This is a genomic window from Marvinbryantia formatexigens DSM 14469, from assembly GCF_025148285.1.
In the GTDB taxonomy this organism is placed as follows: Bacteria; Bacillota; Clostridia; order Lachnospirales; family Lachnospiraceae; genus Marvinbryantia; species Marvinbryantia formatexigens.
The window spans coordinates 929,301-945,463 of sequence record NZ_CP102268.1; the positions used below are offsets into that span (position 1 = coordinate 929,301).

Here is a 16,163-nt window from a genome sequence, read left to right on the forward strand (position 1 = left end):
GCGACTCTCTTAACCGCAGAAAGCTCCGTTTCAACTTCTTTTTCTCTTTTAACTATACTCAATTTTTTTCTTTTTTACAATCCTAAAATATGTTATACTGGACACGATACGGCGCAGCCGGAATGAAGCTATACGTTTCCCTGCCCGCCGTTTCAGAAAAAATTACTTACTTAGGGAGGACTTTTATGCGCAGAAAATTTTTAACGTATCTTCTTGTGTGCAGTATGGCTGTCAGCACAGCGGGCTTTGCCGCGGCGGCAGAAGAAACAGAAGGTATCAGTGAAACAGAGGCTGTCAGCGGGGCGGAGGCGGATTCTGAGGAATCCGGAAGCGCGGATGACGCAGATGCTGCAGACGACGCAGAATCCGGAAGTGCAGACGCCACAGACGGCGGAGACGCAGACACCACTTTATCAGATGATATTTACAGCTTCCAGATTAAAATCGACGGAGAGCTTTACCAGTTCCCGATGTCCTGGGCTGATTTTACCGCACACGGATGGGAATACCAGTCCGACGCTTCCGCCGAGCTGTCCCCGAATTCCTATTCCGTCGCGGAAACCTTTAAAAAAGGAAATCTGGAGGTCTACACACAGATTGTCAACTTCGGTCTGAATACACAGGCATTCTCCGAGTGCACCATCGCCGGAATCTCCATTGACAACTGGCAGTTTTCCGACGCGCCGGATACCGTCATCGAGCTTCCGGGCGGCATCACCTACGGCGTTTCCACGCTGGAGGATGTCAAAGCCGCTTACGGCGAGCCGAGCGATACCTACGACGGAGAGCTTTATACCAAGCTTAGCTACCGCTACGACTATTACCAGGAATGGTCCCTTTACATTGAAAAAGAAACAGGCGTGCTCTACGAGGTCGAGCTGGAAAATATGATTGCCGACGAGGCGACAGCGACAGCCAACGAGGCGGCGGCAGCCGAGGTCAGCGATGAACCGACCGAGGAAGTGCTCGCATACACCGCTCCCACCGAGCTTGGCGACGACCCGCTCTCCTTCACTGTCGATTATGCAGGCGCTCTCTACCAGCTCCCGGCTCCGGTATCGGTGTTTGAAGAAAACGGCTGGACCATTAAAGAAGAGGATTCTGACAACATCATCGCCGGTGGCGATTTCGGCTGGGTCTATATGATGAAGGATAACCAGGAATACCACACGACCGTGCGCAACTACAGCAAAAATGCCGCTACCCTGCGCAACTGCTTTGTCACCACGGTCGAGGCAGGCGTCTATGATGCAAATCTGCCGATTACCATTCCCACCGGCATCACATCCGGCATGTCCGGCGACGAAGCGCTCGCGCTTCTGGAGGGCATCAGCTACGAAACAGAAACCAGCGGTTCCTTTACCTATTATAATATCGTCGGCGAGAGCATCAGCCGCGAATGCGTACAGATTGTAATAAACGAAGAGGAAAATACCGTTACTTCCATTGAAGTGAGCCACGAGCCAAAAACACTGGATGAATAAAGCCGGGGCGAATCCCTCAACTATGATACTTACGGATTGCTCCGCGTTTCGCACTTCCACATCTCCGCTTCGCTCCGGTCCGCGCTAAACGGATGTCCACCGGACCTCCAGCGCCCTGGCATCAAAATTTATGCTCTGCGGAAAAATCCGCAGAGCATTTTTTATCGCATTCCAGCTACAGTTTCCATGCAGTTTTAAATGGTGCTTTTGGGATTGCATTTTCAGAAATGAAAGCACTTCTGAATATCGCGGTTGCTGCCAAGCACCAGCAGCGTATCGTCCTTGAGCAGCAGCGTATCCGGCGAAATCGTCATGTCGAGCTGCCCGTCCCGTCTGAGCGCCATGATATTTATGTGATGTTTGCGGCGCACATCCGCCTCCGCGATAGTCCTTCCGACCCAGGCGGAAGGAACCGCCACCTCGAAGATCGCGTAATCCTTTCCAAGGTCGATGTAGTCAAAAATATGGTCGGCACTGTAGCGCATAGCCGTCCAGCGCGCAAACTGCCGCTCCGGATATACCGTCTCGTCCGCTCCGTTGCGCAGCAGAAACTTCTCATGCACATCGCTGGAGGCACGCGCCACCACCATGTTGGCGCCAAGCTCCTTCAGAAGAGAGGTCGTTTCCAGCGAGCTCTGAAAATTATCGCCGATTGCCACAATGCATACGTCAAAATTGCGCACGCCCAGAGAAGATAAAAACTCTTCACTGGTGCTGTCCCCGATAAGCGCGTTTGTCACATCCGGCAGCACTTCATTGACGCGCTCCTCCCGGATATCCACCGCCATCACCTGATGGTCCAGTTCACTTAACTTTTTTGCGACATGCGTGCCGAATCTTCCCAGTCCAATCAGTAAAATCTGCTTCATACGTTACTCCTTTTCAGCCAAACGTCATGCTTCCGCCACCGCCAGCGTTCCTGTCAGCTGCGCCATCCATTCTGTATCAGCCAACCGTCATGCGGTCCAGCGGCGCCCTTGAAATATCGCTGCGCGTTCCGGACAGCGCGGCGTAAATCAGCGTCAGCCCGCCAACTCTTCCCAGAAACATCAGAAAAATCAATATCAGCCGGGAGACAAACCCCAGCGTCGGCGTAATGCCAAGCGTCAGCCCGACCGTGCCCACCGCCGACGCCGTCTCAAACAGACACACCGACATCGGCAGATTCTCGATTCCGCTGATAAGAAGCGCCGCCGTCACAAACAGGCTCATATACAGCATCAGAATCGCAACCGCATTGCGCACCGCCGCATCCGCTATCCGTCGTTTGAAAAAACAGATATCTTCTTTTCTGCGGAATACCGAAAACGCCGTGCCAATCAGCACCGCGACCGTCGTCGTTTTCATACCGCCCGCCGTGGAGCCGGGGGAACCGCCGACAAGCATCAGAAAAATCATGATGGTCAGCCCCGCCCCGCTCAGCTTCGTAAGATCCAGCGTATTATATCCGGCGGTACGCGGCGTCACCGCCTGGAAAAGCGCGCCCCAGAACCGCTCCGACGCGGAGAGATTGCTCCACTGCGGCGCCGAAAACTCAACAAAAAAGTAATAAAGCGCCGACAGAAGAATCAATGCCGCCGTCACAGCCAGCACCGTTTTCGTCTGCATCCGGTATTTCCGGAAATGCAGCCGGTTTGTCCGCACATCCTCCCAGATGAGAAAGCCGATGCCGCCCAGAATAATCAGTCCCATGATAACGAGATTGACCAGCGGGTCCGTCCGGTAGTCTGTCAGCGAAGAAAACGGCTCGCGCACGCCCATCAGGTCGAAACCCGCATTGCAGAATGCCGACACGGAATGAAACACCGCATACCAGACGCCCTTTGCAAAACCGAAATCCCGGCAGAACACCGGCGCCAGAAGCAGCGCCCCCACGGTCTCCGCCAGAAAGGTTACTTTCAGGATAAACGACGTCATCCGGACGATGCCGCCAATGTGCGGCGCCGAAATCGCCTCCTGCATGGTGCTCCGCTGCAGAAGTCCGATTCTGCGTCCGGAAATTACGGCAAACGCCACCGATATGGTGACAACGCCCATTCCGCCAATCTGAATCAGCAGCAGAATGATAAGCTGTCCGAATTGTGACCAGTAGGTCGCCGTATCCTGCACAACCAGTCCCGTCACGCAGACAGCAGAGGTGGCGGTAAAAAGCGCATCCCAGAAAGACGCGCCGCCCGCTTCCCTGGTGGAAAACGGAAGCATCAGCAAAAGGCTCCCAATCAGAATCACGAGCAGAAAGCCAAGAATAATAATACGTGATGTAGAGAAGCTCTTTCGCAGGTTTTTCCTGTCCCGCAGCTTCTGCATCAGATGGTCATCCCATTTCATGTGTATACTCCTGTCATACCATGTATCATTTCCCGGTATCCGAAAATCATTCCTGCCTCGCAGGTATCGTCAGATTTTTCCCATCGCCTTTTCCTTGCACAGTGCAAAAAATTCCCGCACAAGATAATGTATCTGCAGACGCCAGTCCGACGCAGCCGGAACAGAATGCACATCTGTATAGCCCATTTTTTCCGCCAGCAGCCGCGCACGGTATACATGGAAATTATTGGAAAGAAGCCCCGTTTTCCGGGACATTCCGCCATCCTCTCCAAAATATTCCGCAATTTTTCCGGCGCTGAACGTCAGATTTTCCGCAGTGCTGGTAGAACTGTCCTCCAGAATCAGACGCGACGCATCAATGCCCTGTCCGGTAAAATAGCGGTACATACACTCCGCCTCCGTGATATCCTCCCCGTCGCCCTTTCCGCCGGAGAGCACCGCCACGGTGTCCGGATTTTCCTTCAGATAGCGCTCCGCCGCCTCCAGACGGCGAAGCAGCGCGCGGCTGGGCTGCTCGCCCTTCACCTGCGCGCCGAGCACGATCAGCACATCCATATCTGCCTGCGGCTTTGTCAGCATTTCCTTTAAAATCAGCCCTTCCACAACCAGAAAGACCGCCAGTGCAAGCGCCAGCACTGCTCCGGCAGCCGCAAGCAGCGGCGCGGGCAGCCGAAAGCCCCCAGGATGATGCAGGCAGTACCGTCCATATCCGCCCAGAGCAAAAAATACTGCGCTGATCGGTAGCCAGATAATTGCAAAATCCACGCCCATAGCCAGCAGAACGAGCAGATACAGAGCACACAAAGCGCCAACGCCAATCAGTACATCGTACATGATTATCTTCCGCAGCATTTTTTATATTTCTTCCCGCTTCCGCACGGACACGGGTCGTTTCTGCCAATCTTCGGTCCCTTAACGATCGTGTTTGCGCGTTTTGCTTCTTTATAAAGCTCCTTTAATTTCTCCTCCGTGAAAATTTCCTTCCACGCCGGAAGTCCGTACAGCCAGTCCGCCTTTGCGTCTACCATGTTTTTATACAGACTTTCTTTATCAAAAGCGAGACTTACCACGGTGTCTTCATCCATCTCCTCGATCGGATTCTTCACCTTCAGACTGTCGTCGATGCCATCCAGAAAACCTGCCATCGTCAGCACCGGAACATCGTATTTCTGTGCCAGCTCCTTTACCGTGCCCTTAACCTCAACATCCGGATTCGCGAGCAGCTGCTCGTAGATTCCCTTCTCAACCAGAAAATAATCCGTCCAGAATTTCTGAAGCTGCTTTCTGTCTGTTTCCTGAGAATACGCAATGTCTCTCCATTCCTGTAATAAACCCATCTTAAAATCCATCCTTTATTCTGTGTAAATATAAAACTTTGCGGGCGTTCGCCCGTCAATGAGTACAGTATATACCACTTCTGATTATTTTTCAAATATTTTTACGCAAAGCTGTATAGAAAAACAAAATCCGTCCATACTAGGAACATACCAAAGATAAATTTTTAATACTTATCCTCCCCTTTATAAACCCGGCACTTTTATGAGTTCACATAATCTCATAAAAGTGCCGGGTATTTTTGAAGCTCTCTGAAAAAGTGCGTATCTTCCAAACATCCCGGATTAGTAATTATGTTCATTTTGTATACGCAAAAGTTTGTGTAAAATGACTTTTGAAATAATTTAGCAAATTTGATAAAATATTCTTACAACATATGGCACAATCGCACAAATCCGGTTGTGTTCTACGTTTATTTTAGAATTGGAGGGAATTATCATGAAACGAATTAAAGCGGCATGTATCTGCCAGACACTTCATTTTATGCTGAAAGAGGATATCGGACACGATTATGCGGTATCGCTTGTGAAACAGGAGGTGGAACAGTACAAACGGACGCTGGAGCGCAACCATACACAATATAAGATTCTGGAGGAGACCGACCAGCCGGACGGCTCTATCATGCTGAAGGTAATCAAGCAGTACAATTCCAGCCCGGTAGGAAATTATCTGGACTAAACGCAGCATCCTTTCCACACCGGGCTTGCGGCTCTGCACAGCTTGACAGTAGCTTTTATCATCGTGCGAGCCGTCAGCGCTTTCTGTAAACTTAACGGCTCTTCGCCGTCCTGTCCGGCGACACCTTACTTTAACAGCGGCTTTCGCTGCCGGAGCATCCGTGCTTATTTTCCCCGCAGTGATGCTCCCCGCAGGAATGCCCGTGTCCGTTTTCTTCTCCATGTCCGTGATGGCTGCAGCGCACATTGGGATTATAGGCAAGATTTCCCGCAAGATATGCGTTCACCGCATCGTCCGCGCTGCCGGATACGCCGCCAAGAAGCCGGATTCCCGCTTCTGCCAGCGCCGCCTGCGCTCCGCCTCCGATGCCGCCGCAGATCAGCGTGTCCACCTGCGCCTCCATCAGAAATCCTGCCAGCGCGCCGTGCCCCTGTCCATTGGTATCCACAACCTGTTCTTTTACAATTTTCCCGTCCTCTATATCATAGAGCTTAAACATTTCTGTGTGTCCAAAATGCTGGAAAACCTTTCCATCCTCATACGTAACTGCAATTCTCATATTTCCTTCTCCTTTCTCCGGCACCGCCGTCTGCACGGCAATACCATTTGCTTTTCTGCAATTTTTCTGACAGAAACAGGCGGCGGAGCCATCGCAGAGCCGGTAATGACCGCCGCCGATCAGCAGTTTCTTTCCATTTACAATGCTGTCGGCAAGCTTTTCCCTGGCGGATTCATAAATCTCCGTCACCGTGGTGCGGGAAATGCCCATCTGTGCGGCGCACTGCCCGTGTGTAAATTTTTCCAGGTCCACCAGCCGGATGACTTCATACTCATCCACCGTCAGAATCACCTTTTCGCCGCAGCAGAAACCACCCGGCGCAAAACTGTCGTAAGCCGGTTCTGAACAGATTCTCCGGCATTTGCTCGGTCTTGCCATACGTTCCCTCCGTCTCTATTTCCGTCATATGTCGGAAATATTCTAACACATCTACAGATAAGATGCAAGATGTAAATGTCTACGTCCGGCAACACAAATATCTGCGGCCGGCGTAACGGAACCCAGCGCTGCTGTTCACGCCAGCCGCTATTTCTTTATAAACATTTCACAAAAGAACCCCTGTTGTAAAATATTTTCTGTGATATGATAGAGGGAAATCCAGTTCCGCAAATATCACACGCTGCGGTGCGCCGCACAGTCTCCGTCTGCATGACACATAGTGCCAAACGGATGGACGACCGGAGCAGACATCCGCCGCGCACCGGCATTACATATGGAGGAAAACAATATGTCTAATCTGACCAAGCAGGCACTGGAGGATTCCCTGAAGCGTCTCCTTCTGAGAAAGCCTCTGGATAAAATAACAATCAGTGACCTTACCAGCGACTGCGGCATCAGCCGCATGACTTTTTATTATCATTTTAAAGACATCTACGACCTTGTGGAGTGGGTATGCCTGGAGGATGCCACAAAAGCATTACAGGGCAAAAAAACATATGATACCTGGCAGGAGGGGCTTCTGCAGATTTTTGAAGCCGTCTACGAAAATAAACCCTTCATTCTGAATGTCTTCCGCAGCATCAGCCGCGATCGGATTGAAAGCTACCTTTTTCAGCTTACCTGTCCGCTGATTGCCGGAGTCGTGGAAGAAAAGTCCGCGGGTGCTTCCATCACGGAAAAACAGAAAACCTTTATCGCCAGCTTTTACGCATACAGCTTTATCGGCGTCATGCTCGACTGGATTAAAAATGGCATGAAGGAGGATTACCCGGCCATTGCAGAAAACATCACAACCACGATACATGGAAATATCACAAATTCTATTCGTAACTATTCGCAGCCGGATACCGGACTTTCCGGCTGACACCACATTCTGAAGAGCAGACACGGCACCCGGCTCATCACTCGCGGGAATAAGTTGCACAATGCGGGGCATCTGACAAAAATTTTATCAAATGCCCCGTTTTGTAAATTGTCCGCCCCGGAAATTACAGATACAATGTTTCATGAACACAGACACAAAGCATTTGTGTAATGAGCCGCCGGCAAATGAACCCCTGTCCCATGTTTTCTCATTCATTTGCCTTCCGGCTCATATCATCCAGGAAAGGTGGAATCATTTATGGCAAAGAAAAAATCATCGCTGGGCAAAGCAGCCCTTTTAGCGGCGGGCGCAGGCGCTGCCGCCTATCTTGCAAAGAAAGCGAAAACCGAAGAAAAAACAGAAACCGCGCAGAAGCCGGTAAACAATTACCGCAATACCGAGCGCGGAAAAGATGCGAAAAACAGCAAAGGAATATACTACACTAACGGAAACTACGAGGCATTTGCCCGCCCGGAAAAGCCGGAGGGCGTGGATGAAAAGCATGCTTATCTGGTAGGCAGCGGTCTTGCCTCCCTGGCAGCCGCCTGCTTCCTGGTGCGTGACGGCCAGATGCCCGGCTCCCACATCCACATACTGGAAGCAATGGACATTGCCGGCGGCGCCTGCGACGGTATTTTCGACCCGTCCCGCGGCTACGTTATGCGCGGAGGACGCGAGATGGAGAACCATTTTGAGTGCCTCTGGGATTTGTTCCGCAGCATCCCGTCCCTGGAAGTTCCGGATGCTTCCGTTCTGGACGAATACTACTGGCTGAACAAGCACGACCCGAATTACTCCCTCTGCCGCGCAACCGTCAACCGCGGAAAAGACGCGCACACCGACGGAAAATTCAACCTCAGCCAGAAAGGCTGCATGGAAATCATGAAGCTGTTTCTGACAAAAGACGAGGATTTGTATGACAAGACGATCGAGGATGTATTTGACGACGAAGTGTTCAATTCCACCTTCTGGCTGTACTGGCGGACCATGTTTGCCTTTGAAAACTGGCACAGCGCTCTGGAAATGAAGCTCTATTTCCAGCGGTTTATCCACCACATCGGCGGACTTCCGGATTTCAGCGCACTGAAATTCACCAGATACAACCAGTACGAATCCCTGATTCTGCCGATGCAGAAATACCTGGAGGCGGCGGGCGTCGACTTCCAGTTCAACACCGAAGTCACCAATGTCATCTTCGAGATCAAGGGCAGCGAAAAGGTTGCCACCGCGATTGAATGCAAGGTAAACGGCGTGGAAAAGGGCATTCTTCTGACAAGAAACGATCTGGTATTCGTGACAAACGGAAGCTGCACCGAGGGCACCATCTACGGCGACCATCACCATGCCCCGAACGGTGACGCGGAAGTGCGCACGAGCGGCTGCTGGAATCTCTGGAAAAACATTGCAAAGCAGGACGCTGCTTTTGGTCATCCAGAAAAATTCTGCTCCGATGTATCCAAAACCAACTGGGAATCCGCCACTGTTACCACGCTGGACGATAAGATTCTTCCGTACATCACAAAAATCTGCAAACGCGACCCGAAGAGCGGAAAGGTTGTTACCGGCGGCATCGTAAGCTGTCAGGATTCCTCCTGGCTGATGAGCTGGACCATCAACCGTCAGGGACAGTTTAAAGAGCAGGATGCGGATAAGGTGTGCGTATGGGTTTACGGGCTCTTTACCGATGTGCCGGGCGATTACGTAAAGAAGCCGATGAAGGACTGCACCGGTAAGGAAATTACCGAAGAGTGGCTCTATCATCTTGGCGTTCCGACCGCAGAAATTCCGGAGCTTGCCGAGCACAGCGCCGTCTGCGTGCCGACCATGATGCCGTACATTACCGCATTCTTCATGCCGCGCACAAAGGGCGACCGCCCGGACGTTATCCCGGACGGCTGCGTAAACTTCGCTTTTCTCGGACAGTTTGCCGAGACGCCGCGTGACACCGTATTCACCACCGAATACTCCGTCCGCACGGCTATGGAGGCGGTATACGGACTGCTCGGCGTCGACCGCGGCGTACCGGAGGTCTGGGGAAGCGTCTACGATATCCGCGAGCTGCTTGACTCCACCGTAAAGCTGATGGACGGCAAATCCCCGCTGGAAATCGAGCTTCCGGGACCGTTAAACGCGCTGAAAAAACCGCTCCTTCATGTCATCAAAGGAACGGTCATTGAAAAGCTGCTGCGGGACCACAACGTTTTAAAAGATAATATGTAACCTTATAATTTTTCTATCACAACCTGCTTTAGCAGATTCTCTACCAGTTCTCTGGAAGGCGGCTTCGTCCCGGTCGTTGTTACGGCCCCGGCGGAAGCCGCCATACAGAGCCTCACGGTTTCCTCCACATCACATTTTGCGCTCCATGCACAGGCGAGCGCCGCCGCCATTGCATCCCCGGCTCCCACCGTCGACTGCACCTTTACCGGAAGCGCCGGACACTTTACCCGGTAATCCCCCAAGAAAAACATCGCTCCGTCCGCTCCCATTGACAGCGCAATTTTCCCGGCATTCTGCTTCTGTACCGCTCCGGCAATCTTAAGAAGCTCCTCATCGGATATCCGGTCATCCCTGCCCGCATACTGCGCAAGCTCCATACGGTTCGGCTTCATCATGTCGGGACCTGCCGCCAGCGCATTTTTAAACAGCTCCCCGTCCGCATCCAGCAGCACGGAGGCGCCCTTCTGATGCACCATCCGGATAATATTTCCATAAATATCCGGCTTTACGCCTGCAGGGACGCTGCCCGACAGCACAAAAAGCGTATCCTCTTTCGCATAGCGCTCCAGCTTCTGCAGCAGCTCGCGCTGCTTTTCGCCGGAGACAAACGGTCCCGGCTCGTTCAGCTCCGTCAGAGCGCCGTTTTCCTCACAAATCTTGGTGTTTGTCCGCGTTTCGCCGTCCACCCACACAAAATCCGTTTCCATTTCTTTTTCCAGCAGGGCAGCCGCTATCGCCCTGCCATTATTGCCGCCCAGGAACCCCGTCGCGATACTGCTGCTTCCCAGCTCCCGGATAGTTCTGGAAACATTAATGCCCTTTCCGCCTGCGTCATATTCCACATGCCGCACCCGGTTCAGCCCGCCGCGCGCCAGTGTGCCGACGCTCACGGTTTTGTCAACGGCAGGATTCATTGTCACTGTAATAATCATTGCGCTGCTCCTTTTTGCTTTTTGTATACAAAGACGAAAACGGCTTTTATTTCCCGCCGTCCTGCTTCAGGAACTCCGGTATCGCCTGCGCGTCCTGATAACCCTTCTTATAAAAACGCTGCAATGCTTCGCGGTCCCTTGTCAGAGTATCTACCCCGCAGGTATCATCCGGCGCAATAATGATGGCGCGTCCCTGGTCCCGGTACTGCTTCGCCAGCGCTACCTGGCGGTTATAGTTTTCCGCCCTTTTCCGGAGATTCTCTGCGGACGCCGGATATTTTTTCTGAATCCTCCTGGCAATTTTTTCATCCTTTGCGGGATTTCTGATAAACGCCTCCGGTTTTGTCAGAATGACCACAACCTTATCACAGCCGCATGCAAACGCCTTCTCTATCGGAACCGGGTCGCTCAGCGCCCCGTCATAATAGGGCACGCCGTTTATTTCGTACGGTCTGCATACAAACGGAATGGAGCAGGACGCCTTAAATATATCGTAATTATCCTGCTTTAAATCGTCTTTCTGAAAATAGACCGCCTCCCCCGTCTGCGCATTCGTCGCCACCACCAGCATTTGGGCAGAATTCCGCACTATCGCCGGGTAATCCAGCGGGTTTTCTCCCGTGGAATTGCTTAATGTTCCATACAGATAATCCATATCAATATAGGACTTCTTGCGGACAAAATTCTTAAAGCTCATATACTCCTTCCGGAACGAATAGTCCGTATAGAACAGATAATTCCGCCCCTTCTGCCCTGCCAGATAAGCAGCAATATTAGCGCTTCCCGCCGAAACACCGATACCAATATCAAATGTGACGCCGGCGTCCAGGCAATAGTCAAAAACTCCGGCAGCATAAATGCCTCTCAGACCGCCTCCAACATCAATTACTCCTGTTTTCATGTTATCCTCAATCCTTTCTTCCAATCAATGTGTTGCTTTCCCGTAATCGAAAAAATACGTCATCCTGCCCGTTATTATATCACAAAAATATAAAGTAGTCAGCATGACGTATTATCTATTTTCCGTATCACCGGTTTTTCGGGGTCTCGTATTTTGCCCCAGACCGCCTATCCTGTTTTCCGGCTGATTCCCATGCCGAAGGCGCCCGGTCCCACATGGCATCCGATGCTGCATGTCAGCGGGTCATAGCGGACCTCCTCGCCCGGAAAGCTTTCACGGACCATTTTCACCCACTCGCGCTGTTCCTCTCCGACAAAGCTTCCGGCAGCTCCGATATAGATTCCGGTTCCCTTTTTCCGCAATTCCTCCGCGCTCCTTTTCATTTCGGCAAGCAGGCGCTTCTGGCAGTTTCTTGTGCCCCGCACCTTCGCGCAGGCGTCCAGACGCTCTCCTTTAATCAGAAGAAGCGGCTTAATATTCAGCAGTGTTCCCATCGCCGCTCCGGCAGGTGTGACGCGCCCGCCCTTTTTCAGATATTCCAGCGTCTCCACACCCACATAGATGATGGATTCGTATGCGTACTTCTCCAGAATTTCTTTTATCTCTCTGGCGGAATGTCCTTTTTCCCGCAGCATAAGCGCATCCTGCACAGACTGTCTCTGCGTCACAGAAATCCGGCGGTTATCGGCCACCTGCACCTTTCCTTTGTAATCCTCCGCAAGCATCCTTGCCATCTGGCAGGAACCGCTCAGTCCGCCGGACATCGGGATATACACAATCTCGTCATACCCGGAATCCAAAAGCCGGTCCCATACCGCCGTCACATCACCGGGCGAAGGCTGCGAGCTGGAAACCTCCCGATGCTCCAGGAGACACTGGTAAAACTCCTCGCTCGTCAGGTCTGCGCCCTCATAGTATACCTTTCCGTCTATCACAACCGGCATCGGCACCACCTGGACACCCAGCTTTTGTCCCTCTTCCTCAAAGATGCCGCTGTTACTGTCCGTAACAATCGCAACATTCATCCGGCCTTTCCTCCTCCATCCGGTATTTCTCTTTCATTACTTTTTTTCTGCTTTGTTTTTTCTGTTTTCCGCCCATAATTCATCTGCCACCGGCTTCCAGTGCTCCGCATACTTGTCGCACTTCGCGCAAAGATGCTCCACGGTTTCCGGAGACTGCAGATCTGTAGAATGTGCATCCGTTCCGGCTACCATGCTTCTGAGCTTTTCCGGATTTTCCAGCATCGGACATGGACGCAGCATATTTTCATTGAACGGCTGGTTATCGTGGTACGCCATCATCATCGGGGACTGCAGTGCCTCCAGAATCGTCTTCTCCCGGATGTTGGAATCGGAGTAATGGATAAATACGCACGGGTCGATATCTCCATTCGCATTAATATGGAAGTAACGGCGTCCTCCCGCGATACAGCCTCCCACATATTCCGCGTCATTCTGGAAATCCATAGCGAACAACGGCTTGGTTGCCCGGTAATGGCGGATGCGCCGGTATGTTTCCGTTCTCTGCTCCGGCGCCGGCATCAGTTCCGGGGAGGCGTCATTTCCAACCGGCATATAGTGGAAATACCAGATAAAGTAGGCTCCCATGTCAATCAGGCTGTCAAAAAATTCTTCCGATGTAATAGATGCAAAGTTCGCGCTTGTGTAACAGGCGGAAATACCGTAAAACAGTTTCTTTTTCCTAAGGAGCTCCATCGCCGCCGTCGCTTTTTTGAATACGCCATCGCCGCGGCGCAGATCTGTTGCTTCTTCAAAGCCCTCCAGGGAAATCGCCGGAACGAAATTTCCCACCCGGAGCATTTCGTCGGCAAATGCTTCGTCAATCAGCGTTCCGTTCGTGAAGCAGAGGAAAACGCAGTCCGAATGCTTCTCACAGAGACGAATCAAATCCTTCTTGCGGACCAGCGGTTCTCCGCCGGTGTAAATATACAGGTATACGCCCAGTTCCTTTCCCTGCTCTATGATTCCGTCAATCTCGTCATAGGTAAGATTCAGTTTATTACCATATTCTGCTGCCCAGCAGCCGGTACAATGCAGGTTGCAGGCACTTGTCGGATCCAGCAGAATCGTCCAGGGAATGTTACATCCGTATTTTTCACGGCACTCATTCTGCTTCGGCCAGCCTATCATCGCCGCATTGATAAAGAAATTTACCGCCGTCGTTTTCATGACATGCGGATCAATATCTTTGATAATGTGACGGATATATCCATAATACGGATGCTCCGGGTTGGTCATTGCTTCCCGGACGATTTTTCTCTGGGATACAAATTCATTTCCGGCAAATTTATCCGCCCAGTCCATCATTTTAAGAAGATTCTTCTCCGGGTCTTTATAAAGGTAATTAAACGCCTGCTCCAGTCCAAATTTTTTAATAGTTGTCGATACATCCATAGCAAGTTCTCCTTTCTGTGCTTTCTCATTTAACACCATCATTCTATAGGGTCTTTTGTTTTTCCGCTATGGACAAATATAGGGAGAATATCCCAAAATCAGACACTCCTCCCCTGTTTGTCTAAAAATGTTTCAAAATATCTGTCTGTAAATTTGGTAAAATGTATGCCGCATCCACCCATTACGGGGCAAAATGGTAGAAGTATCCACATCTTTGTGCTAAAATGATACTGGAAACGAGTTGTTAAACTGGGAGAAAATTGACATGGAAAGTTATGAAAAAAAGGCAGATGAAAATCTGATTGCCCTAAAAAGAAAAAATGAAAATAACATGCCAAAGAATGTGATGATTTCACTCCTGTTTTCCATAACACTTAAAAAGAAACTGCTGAAACAATAAACTGGATTAAATTTTGAAAGGAGAATTCCTATGCCTGTATTTTATTTTGCCGGAGACAGCATTACCGCTTCCAACCGGCTGTGGATGCCGGGCGGTGACGGATTGGGAGACGGCTACGTTTCTCTGATCGCAGCACAGCTCAGAAAAAAATTTCCGGAAGCAGTTTTCTACAACCGGGGATTTGACGGATTTTCAGTCGCCGCCCTGATCCGTCATCTGCGCCGGGATACCGCCTGGGAAACCGCCGATTTTATTACAGTGCAGATTGGTATCAACAATGTGGGCATCGCCATGAACACGGGCGTTTCCCTAAAAGCGCAGGACTTCCCGCAGCAGTATGAGGAGCTCCTGTCCGTGCTTGTACGCAGAACACGCAGTTTTTCTGAAACGGCGCCCGGACGCGCCCCGGCACAGCGCCCTGTTTCCGCAGATGTCCCGTCCGAATCCCCCTCAGTCCCGCAGCCATGCACACACGATTTTTCTGAAATGATGCCCGGACGCGCCCCGGCGCGGATTCTCGCCGTCGGTCCGTTTCTCTTTCCGCAGCCGCAGGAGTATGCCGGCTGGATGCCCGTCGTCGCCCAGGCGGAAACCATCATGGCGGAAACCGCTGCCGAAGCAGGCGTGCCCTTTCTCCCGGTTCAGGAAAGCTTAAATAATGCCGCGCGCAGACAAGGATATTCCGCCATCACCACCGACGGCATCCATCTGACGCCTGCCGGACATCGTCTGCTTGCGCAGCTTCTGCTGCCGCACTACGATGTCTGAAGCCTCTGCTGTAATGCAGCGCCCGGACCCGCTGCATTACGCTGTCACTGCACGGTTTCCTCTGTCCCGTTTTCTGGTGTCGATTCTGTGATTTTTTCGTCTGCTTCTCTCTCCGCCATCTGCTCCGCGTTTTCTTCGTCTGCCTCTTTTTCGGACGTCTGCTCCACGCTTTCTTCATCTGCCTCTTTTTCGGGCGTCTGCTCCGCGTTTTCTTTTATCTCACGTACCGGCTTCGGCTCCGATGCCTTCATCATAGCCCGCTCACGCAGGCTCTTTCCGTTTGCCGCCGCACTCTCCTGGCGCTGTTTTTCCTTTACCTTTTCCGTCTGAACAGCATAAACACGCTCCGGATCCTGCTCTGCAAGTTTACAGAGACGTGTAACACCCCAGAGCATAAACAGCGGCAGCGCGATTGCCGTAAACAACATTCCAAGACTCAGCGACCGCATAAAGAATAACACAATCTGCATCAGGATTTCTACTCCAAGCAGTACGAGCACGATTTTCTTTAAAAGGAAAGCCCTGTCTACACGGTTAGAAAAACGCACCGCGCTGATACCGGTAAACATTTCCACTATCGCCGTCAGCAGGAAACAGGCTCCCATCGCCCATGCCATGCCGACTGTCATATTGGTTTCCGCCATGAGCTCAACAATTTCCTCTGTTCCCTTCGTTGCTTCCACTGCAATAAGTATCATATTGATTCCATACATCATGGTAGTTGTCACCGCAACAAGTATCACCATGATTCCGACGGAAAGCAGACACATTCTGCCGTTCATCGCCATGCGCATCGCTTTTTGTTTATCCATTGGTTCCATTGTTTTCATTTCTTTTT

General features: G+C 51.5%; 16 protein-coding genes. 6 read left to right on the forward strand and 10 right to left on the reverse strand.

Annotated elements, in window-relative coordinates; translation table 11 throughout:
- Nucleotides 1-185 precede the first annotated feature (185 nt).
- A complete protein-coding gene (locus NQ534_RS04605; protein ID WP_040782245.1) occupies nucleotides 186-1,484 on the forward strand; it encodes a hypothetical protein in 1,299 nt (432 codons plus the stop codon).
- A 221-nt stretch (nucleotides 1,485-1,705) separates the two neighbouring features.
- Here NQ534_RS04605 and NQ534_RS04610 read toward each other — a convergent pair whose 3' ends face one another.
- From NQ534_RS04610 to NQ534_RS04625, 4 genes are all read right to left on the reverse strand, one after another.
- The gene (locus NQ534_RS04610; protein ID WP_006860870.1) at nucleotides 1,706-2,353 is read right to left on the reverse strand and encodes a potassium channel family protein; all 648 of its coding nucleotides are present in this window, start codon (nucleotides 2,351-2,353) and stop codon (nucleotides 1,706-1,708) included.
- A 76-nt stretch (nucleotides 2,354-2,429) separates the two neighbouring features.
- Nucleotides 2,430-3,812, reverse strand: coding sequence for a TrkH family potassium uptake protein (locus tag NQ534_RS04615; protein ID WP_006860869.1), 1,383 nt, complete (start codon nucleotides 3,810-3,812; stop codon nucleotides 2,430-2,432).
- Between the two features lie 69 nt (nucleotides 3,813-3,881).
- Nucleotides 3,882-4,664 (reverse strand): YdcF family protein, encoded by a 783-nt coding sequence (locus NQ534_RS04620; protein ID WP_006860868.1) that lies wholly within the window; start codon nucleotides 4,662-4,664, stop codon nucleotides 3,882-3,884.
- Nucleotides 4,649-5,149 carry an SEC-C metal-binding domain-containing protein gene (locus tag NQ534_RS04625; protein WP_143115709.1) on the reverse strand — a complete coding sequence of 167 codons (501 nt, stop codon included), beginning with the start codon at nucleotides 5,147-5,149 and terminating at the stop codon, nucleotides 4,649-4,651. Before NQ534_RS04625 ends, NQ534_RS04620 begins: the two co-directional genes overlap by 16 nt.
- Nucleotides 5,150-5,585: 436 nt before the next feature.
- Here NQ534_RS04625 and NQ534_RS04630 point away from each other — a divergent pair, with 436 nt between their 5' ends.
- Complete coding sequence (locus NQ534_RS04630) at nucleotides 5,586-5,825, forward strand: hypothetical protein (protein WP_006860866.1); 240 nt, start codon at nucleotides 5,586-5,588, stop codon at nucleotides 5,823-5,825.
- A 130-nt stretch (nucleotides 5,826-5,955) separates the two neighbouring features.
- Here the strand turns inward: NQ534_RS04630 and NQ534_RS04635 are convergent, their stop codons facing one another.
- Complete coding sequence (locus NQ534_RS04635; protein ID WP_006860865.1) at nucleotides 5,956-6,762, reverse strand: DUF134 domain-containing protein; 807 nt, start codon at nucleotides 6,760-6,762, stop codon at nucleotides 5,956-5,958.
- 349 nt (nucleotides 6,763-7,111) lie between these two features.
- Here NQ534_RS04635 and NQ534_RS04640 point away from each other — a divergent pair, with 349 nt between their 5' ends.
- Complete coding sequence (locus NQ534_RS04640; protein ID WP_040782241.1) at nucleotides 7,112-7,687, forward strand: TetR/AcrR family transcriptional regulator; 576 nt, start codon at nucleotides 7,112-7,114, stop codon at nucleotides 7,685-7,687.
- Between the two features lie 258 nt (nucleotides 7,688-7,945).
- A complete protein-coding gene (locus NQ534_RS04645) occupies nucleotides 7,946-9,907 on the forward strand; it encodes an oleate hydratase (RefSeq protein WP_006860863.1) in 1,962 nt (653 codons plus the stop codon).
- A 2-nt stretch (nucleotides 9,908-9,909) separates the two neighbouring features.
- Here the strand turns inward: NQ534_RS04645 and pfkB are convergent, their stop codons facing one another.
- The 4 genes from pfkB to NQ534_RS04665 all read right to left on the reverse strand — a co-directional run bounded on the left by pfkB (nucleotide 9,910) and on the right by NQ534_RS04665 (nucleotide 14,157).
- Nucleotides 9,910-10,839 (reverse strand): 1-phosphofructokinase, encoded by a 930-nt coding sequence (gene pfkB / locus NQ534_RS04650; protein WP_006860862.1) that lies wholly within the window; start codon nucleotides 10,837-10,839, stop codon nucleotides 9,910-9,912.
- A gap of 46 nt (nucleotides 10,840-10,885) precedes the next feature.
- Entirely contained in the window at nucleotides 10,886-11,740 is an 855-nt protein-coding gene (locus NQ534_RS04655; protein WP_040782336.1) for a patatin-like phospholipase family protein, read from the reverse strand.
- A 167-nt stretch (nucleotides 11,741-11,907) separates the two neighbouring features.
- Nucleotides 11,908-12,765: a DegV family protein gene (locus tag NQ534_RS04660; RefSeq protein WP_006860860.1), complete on the reverse strand. Its 858-nt coding sequence runs from the start codon at nucleotides 12,763-12,765 to the stop codon at nucleotides 11,908-11,910.
- Nucleotides 12,766-12,801: 36 nt separating this feature from the next.
- Nucleotides 12,802-14,157: a radical SAM/SPASM domain-containing protein gene (locus NQ534_RS04665; protein WP_040782238.1), complete on the reverse strand. Its 1,356-nt coding sequence runs from the start codon at nucleotides 14,155-14,157 to the stop codon at nucleotides 12,802-12,804.
- Nucleotides 14,158-14,422: 265 nt separating this feature from the next.
- Here NQ534_RS04665 and NQ534_RS04670 point away from each other — a divergent pair, with 265 nt between their 5' ends.
- Together NQ534_RS04670 and NQ534_RS04675 are read left to right on the forward strand one after the other, a co-directional pair.
- On the forward strand, nucleotides 14,423-14,557 hold the full coding sequence (locus NQ534_RS04670) for a hypothetical protein (protein ID WP_260043274.1): 135 nt from the start codon (nucleotides 14,423-14,425) through the stop codon (nucleotides 14,555-14,557).
- Nucleotides 14,558-14,587: 30 nt separating this feature from the next.
- Nucleotides 14,588-15,325 (forward strand): SGNH/GDSL hydrolase family protein, encoded by a 738-nt coding sequence (locus NQ534_RS04675; RefSeq protein ID WP_006860857.1) that lies wholly within the window; start codon nucleotides 14,588-14,590, stop codon nucleotides 15,323-15,325.
- A gap of 44 nt (nucleotides 15,326-15,369) precedes the next feature.
- On the opposite strand, the gene NQ534_RS04680 is transcribed toward NQ534_RS04675, so the two are convergent.
- Nucleotides 15,370-16,155: a hypothetical protein gene (locus tag NQ534_RS04680; RefSeq protein ID WP_006860856.1), complete on the reverse strand. Its 786-nt coding sequence runs from the start codon at nucleotides 16,153-16,155 to the stop codon at nucleotides 15,370-15,372.
- Between the last annotated feature and the right edge of the window lie 8 nt (nucleotides 16,156-16,163).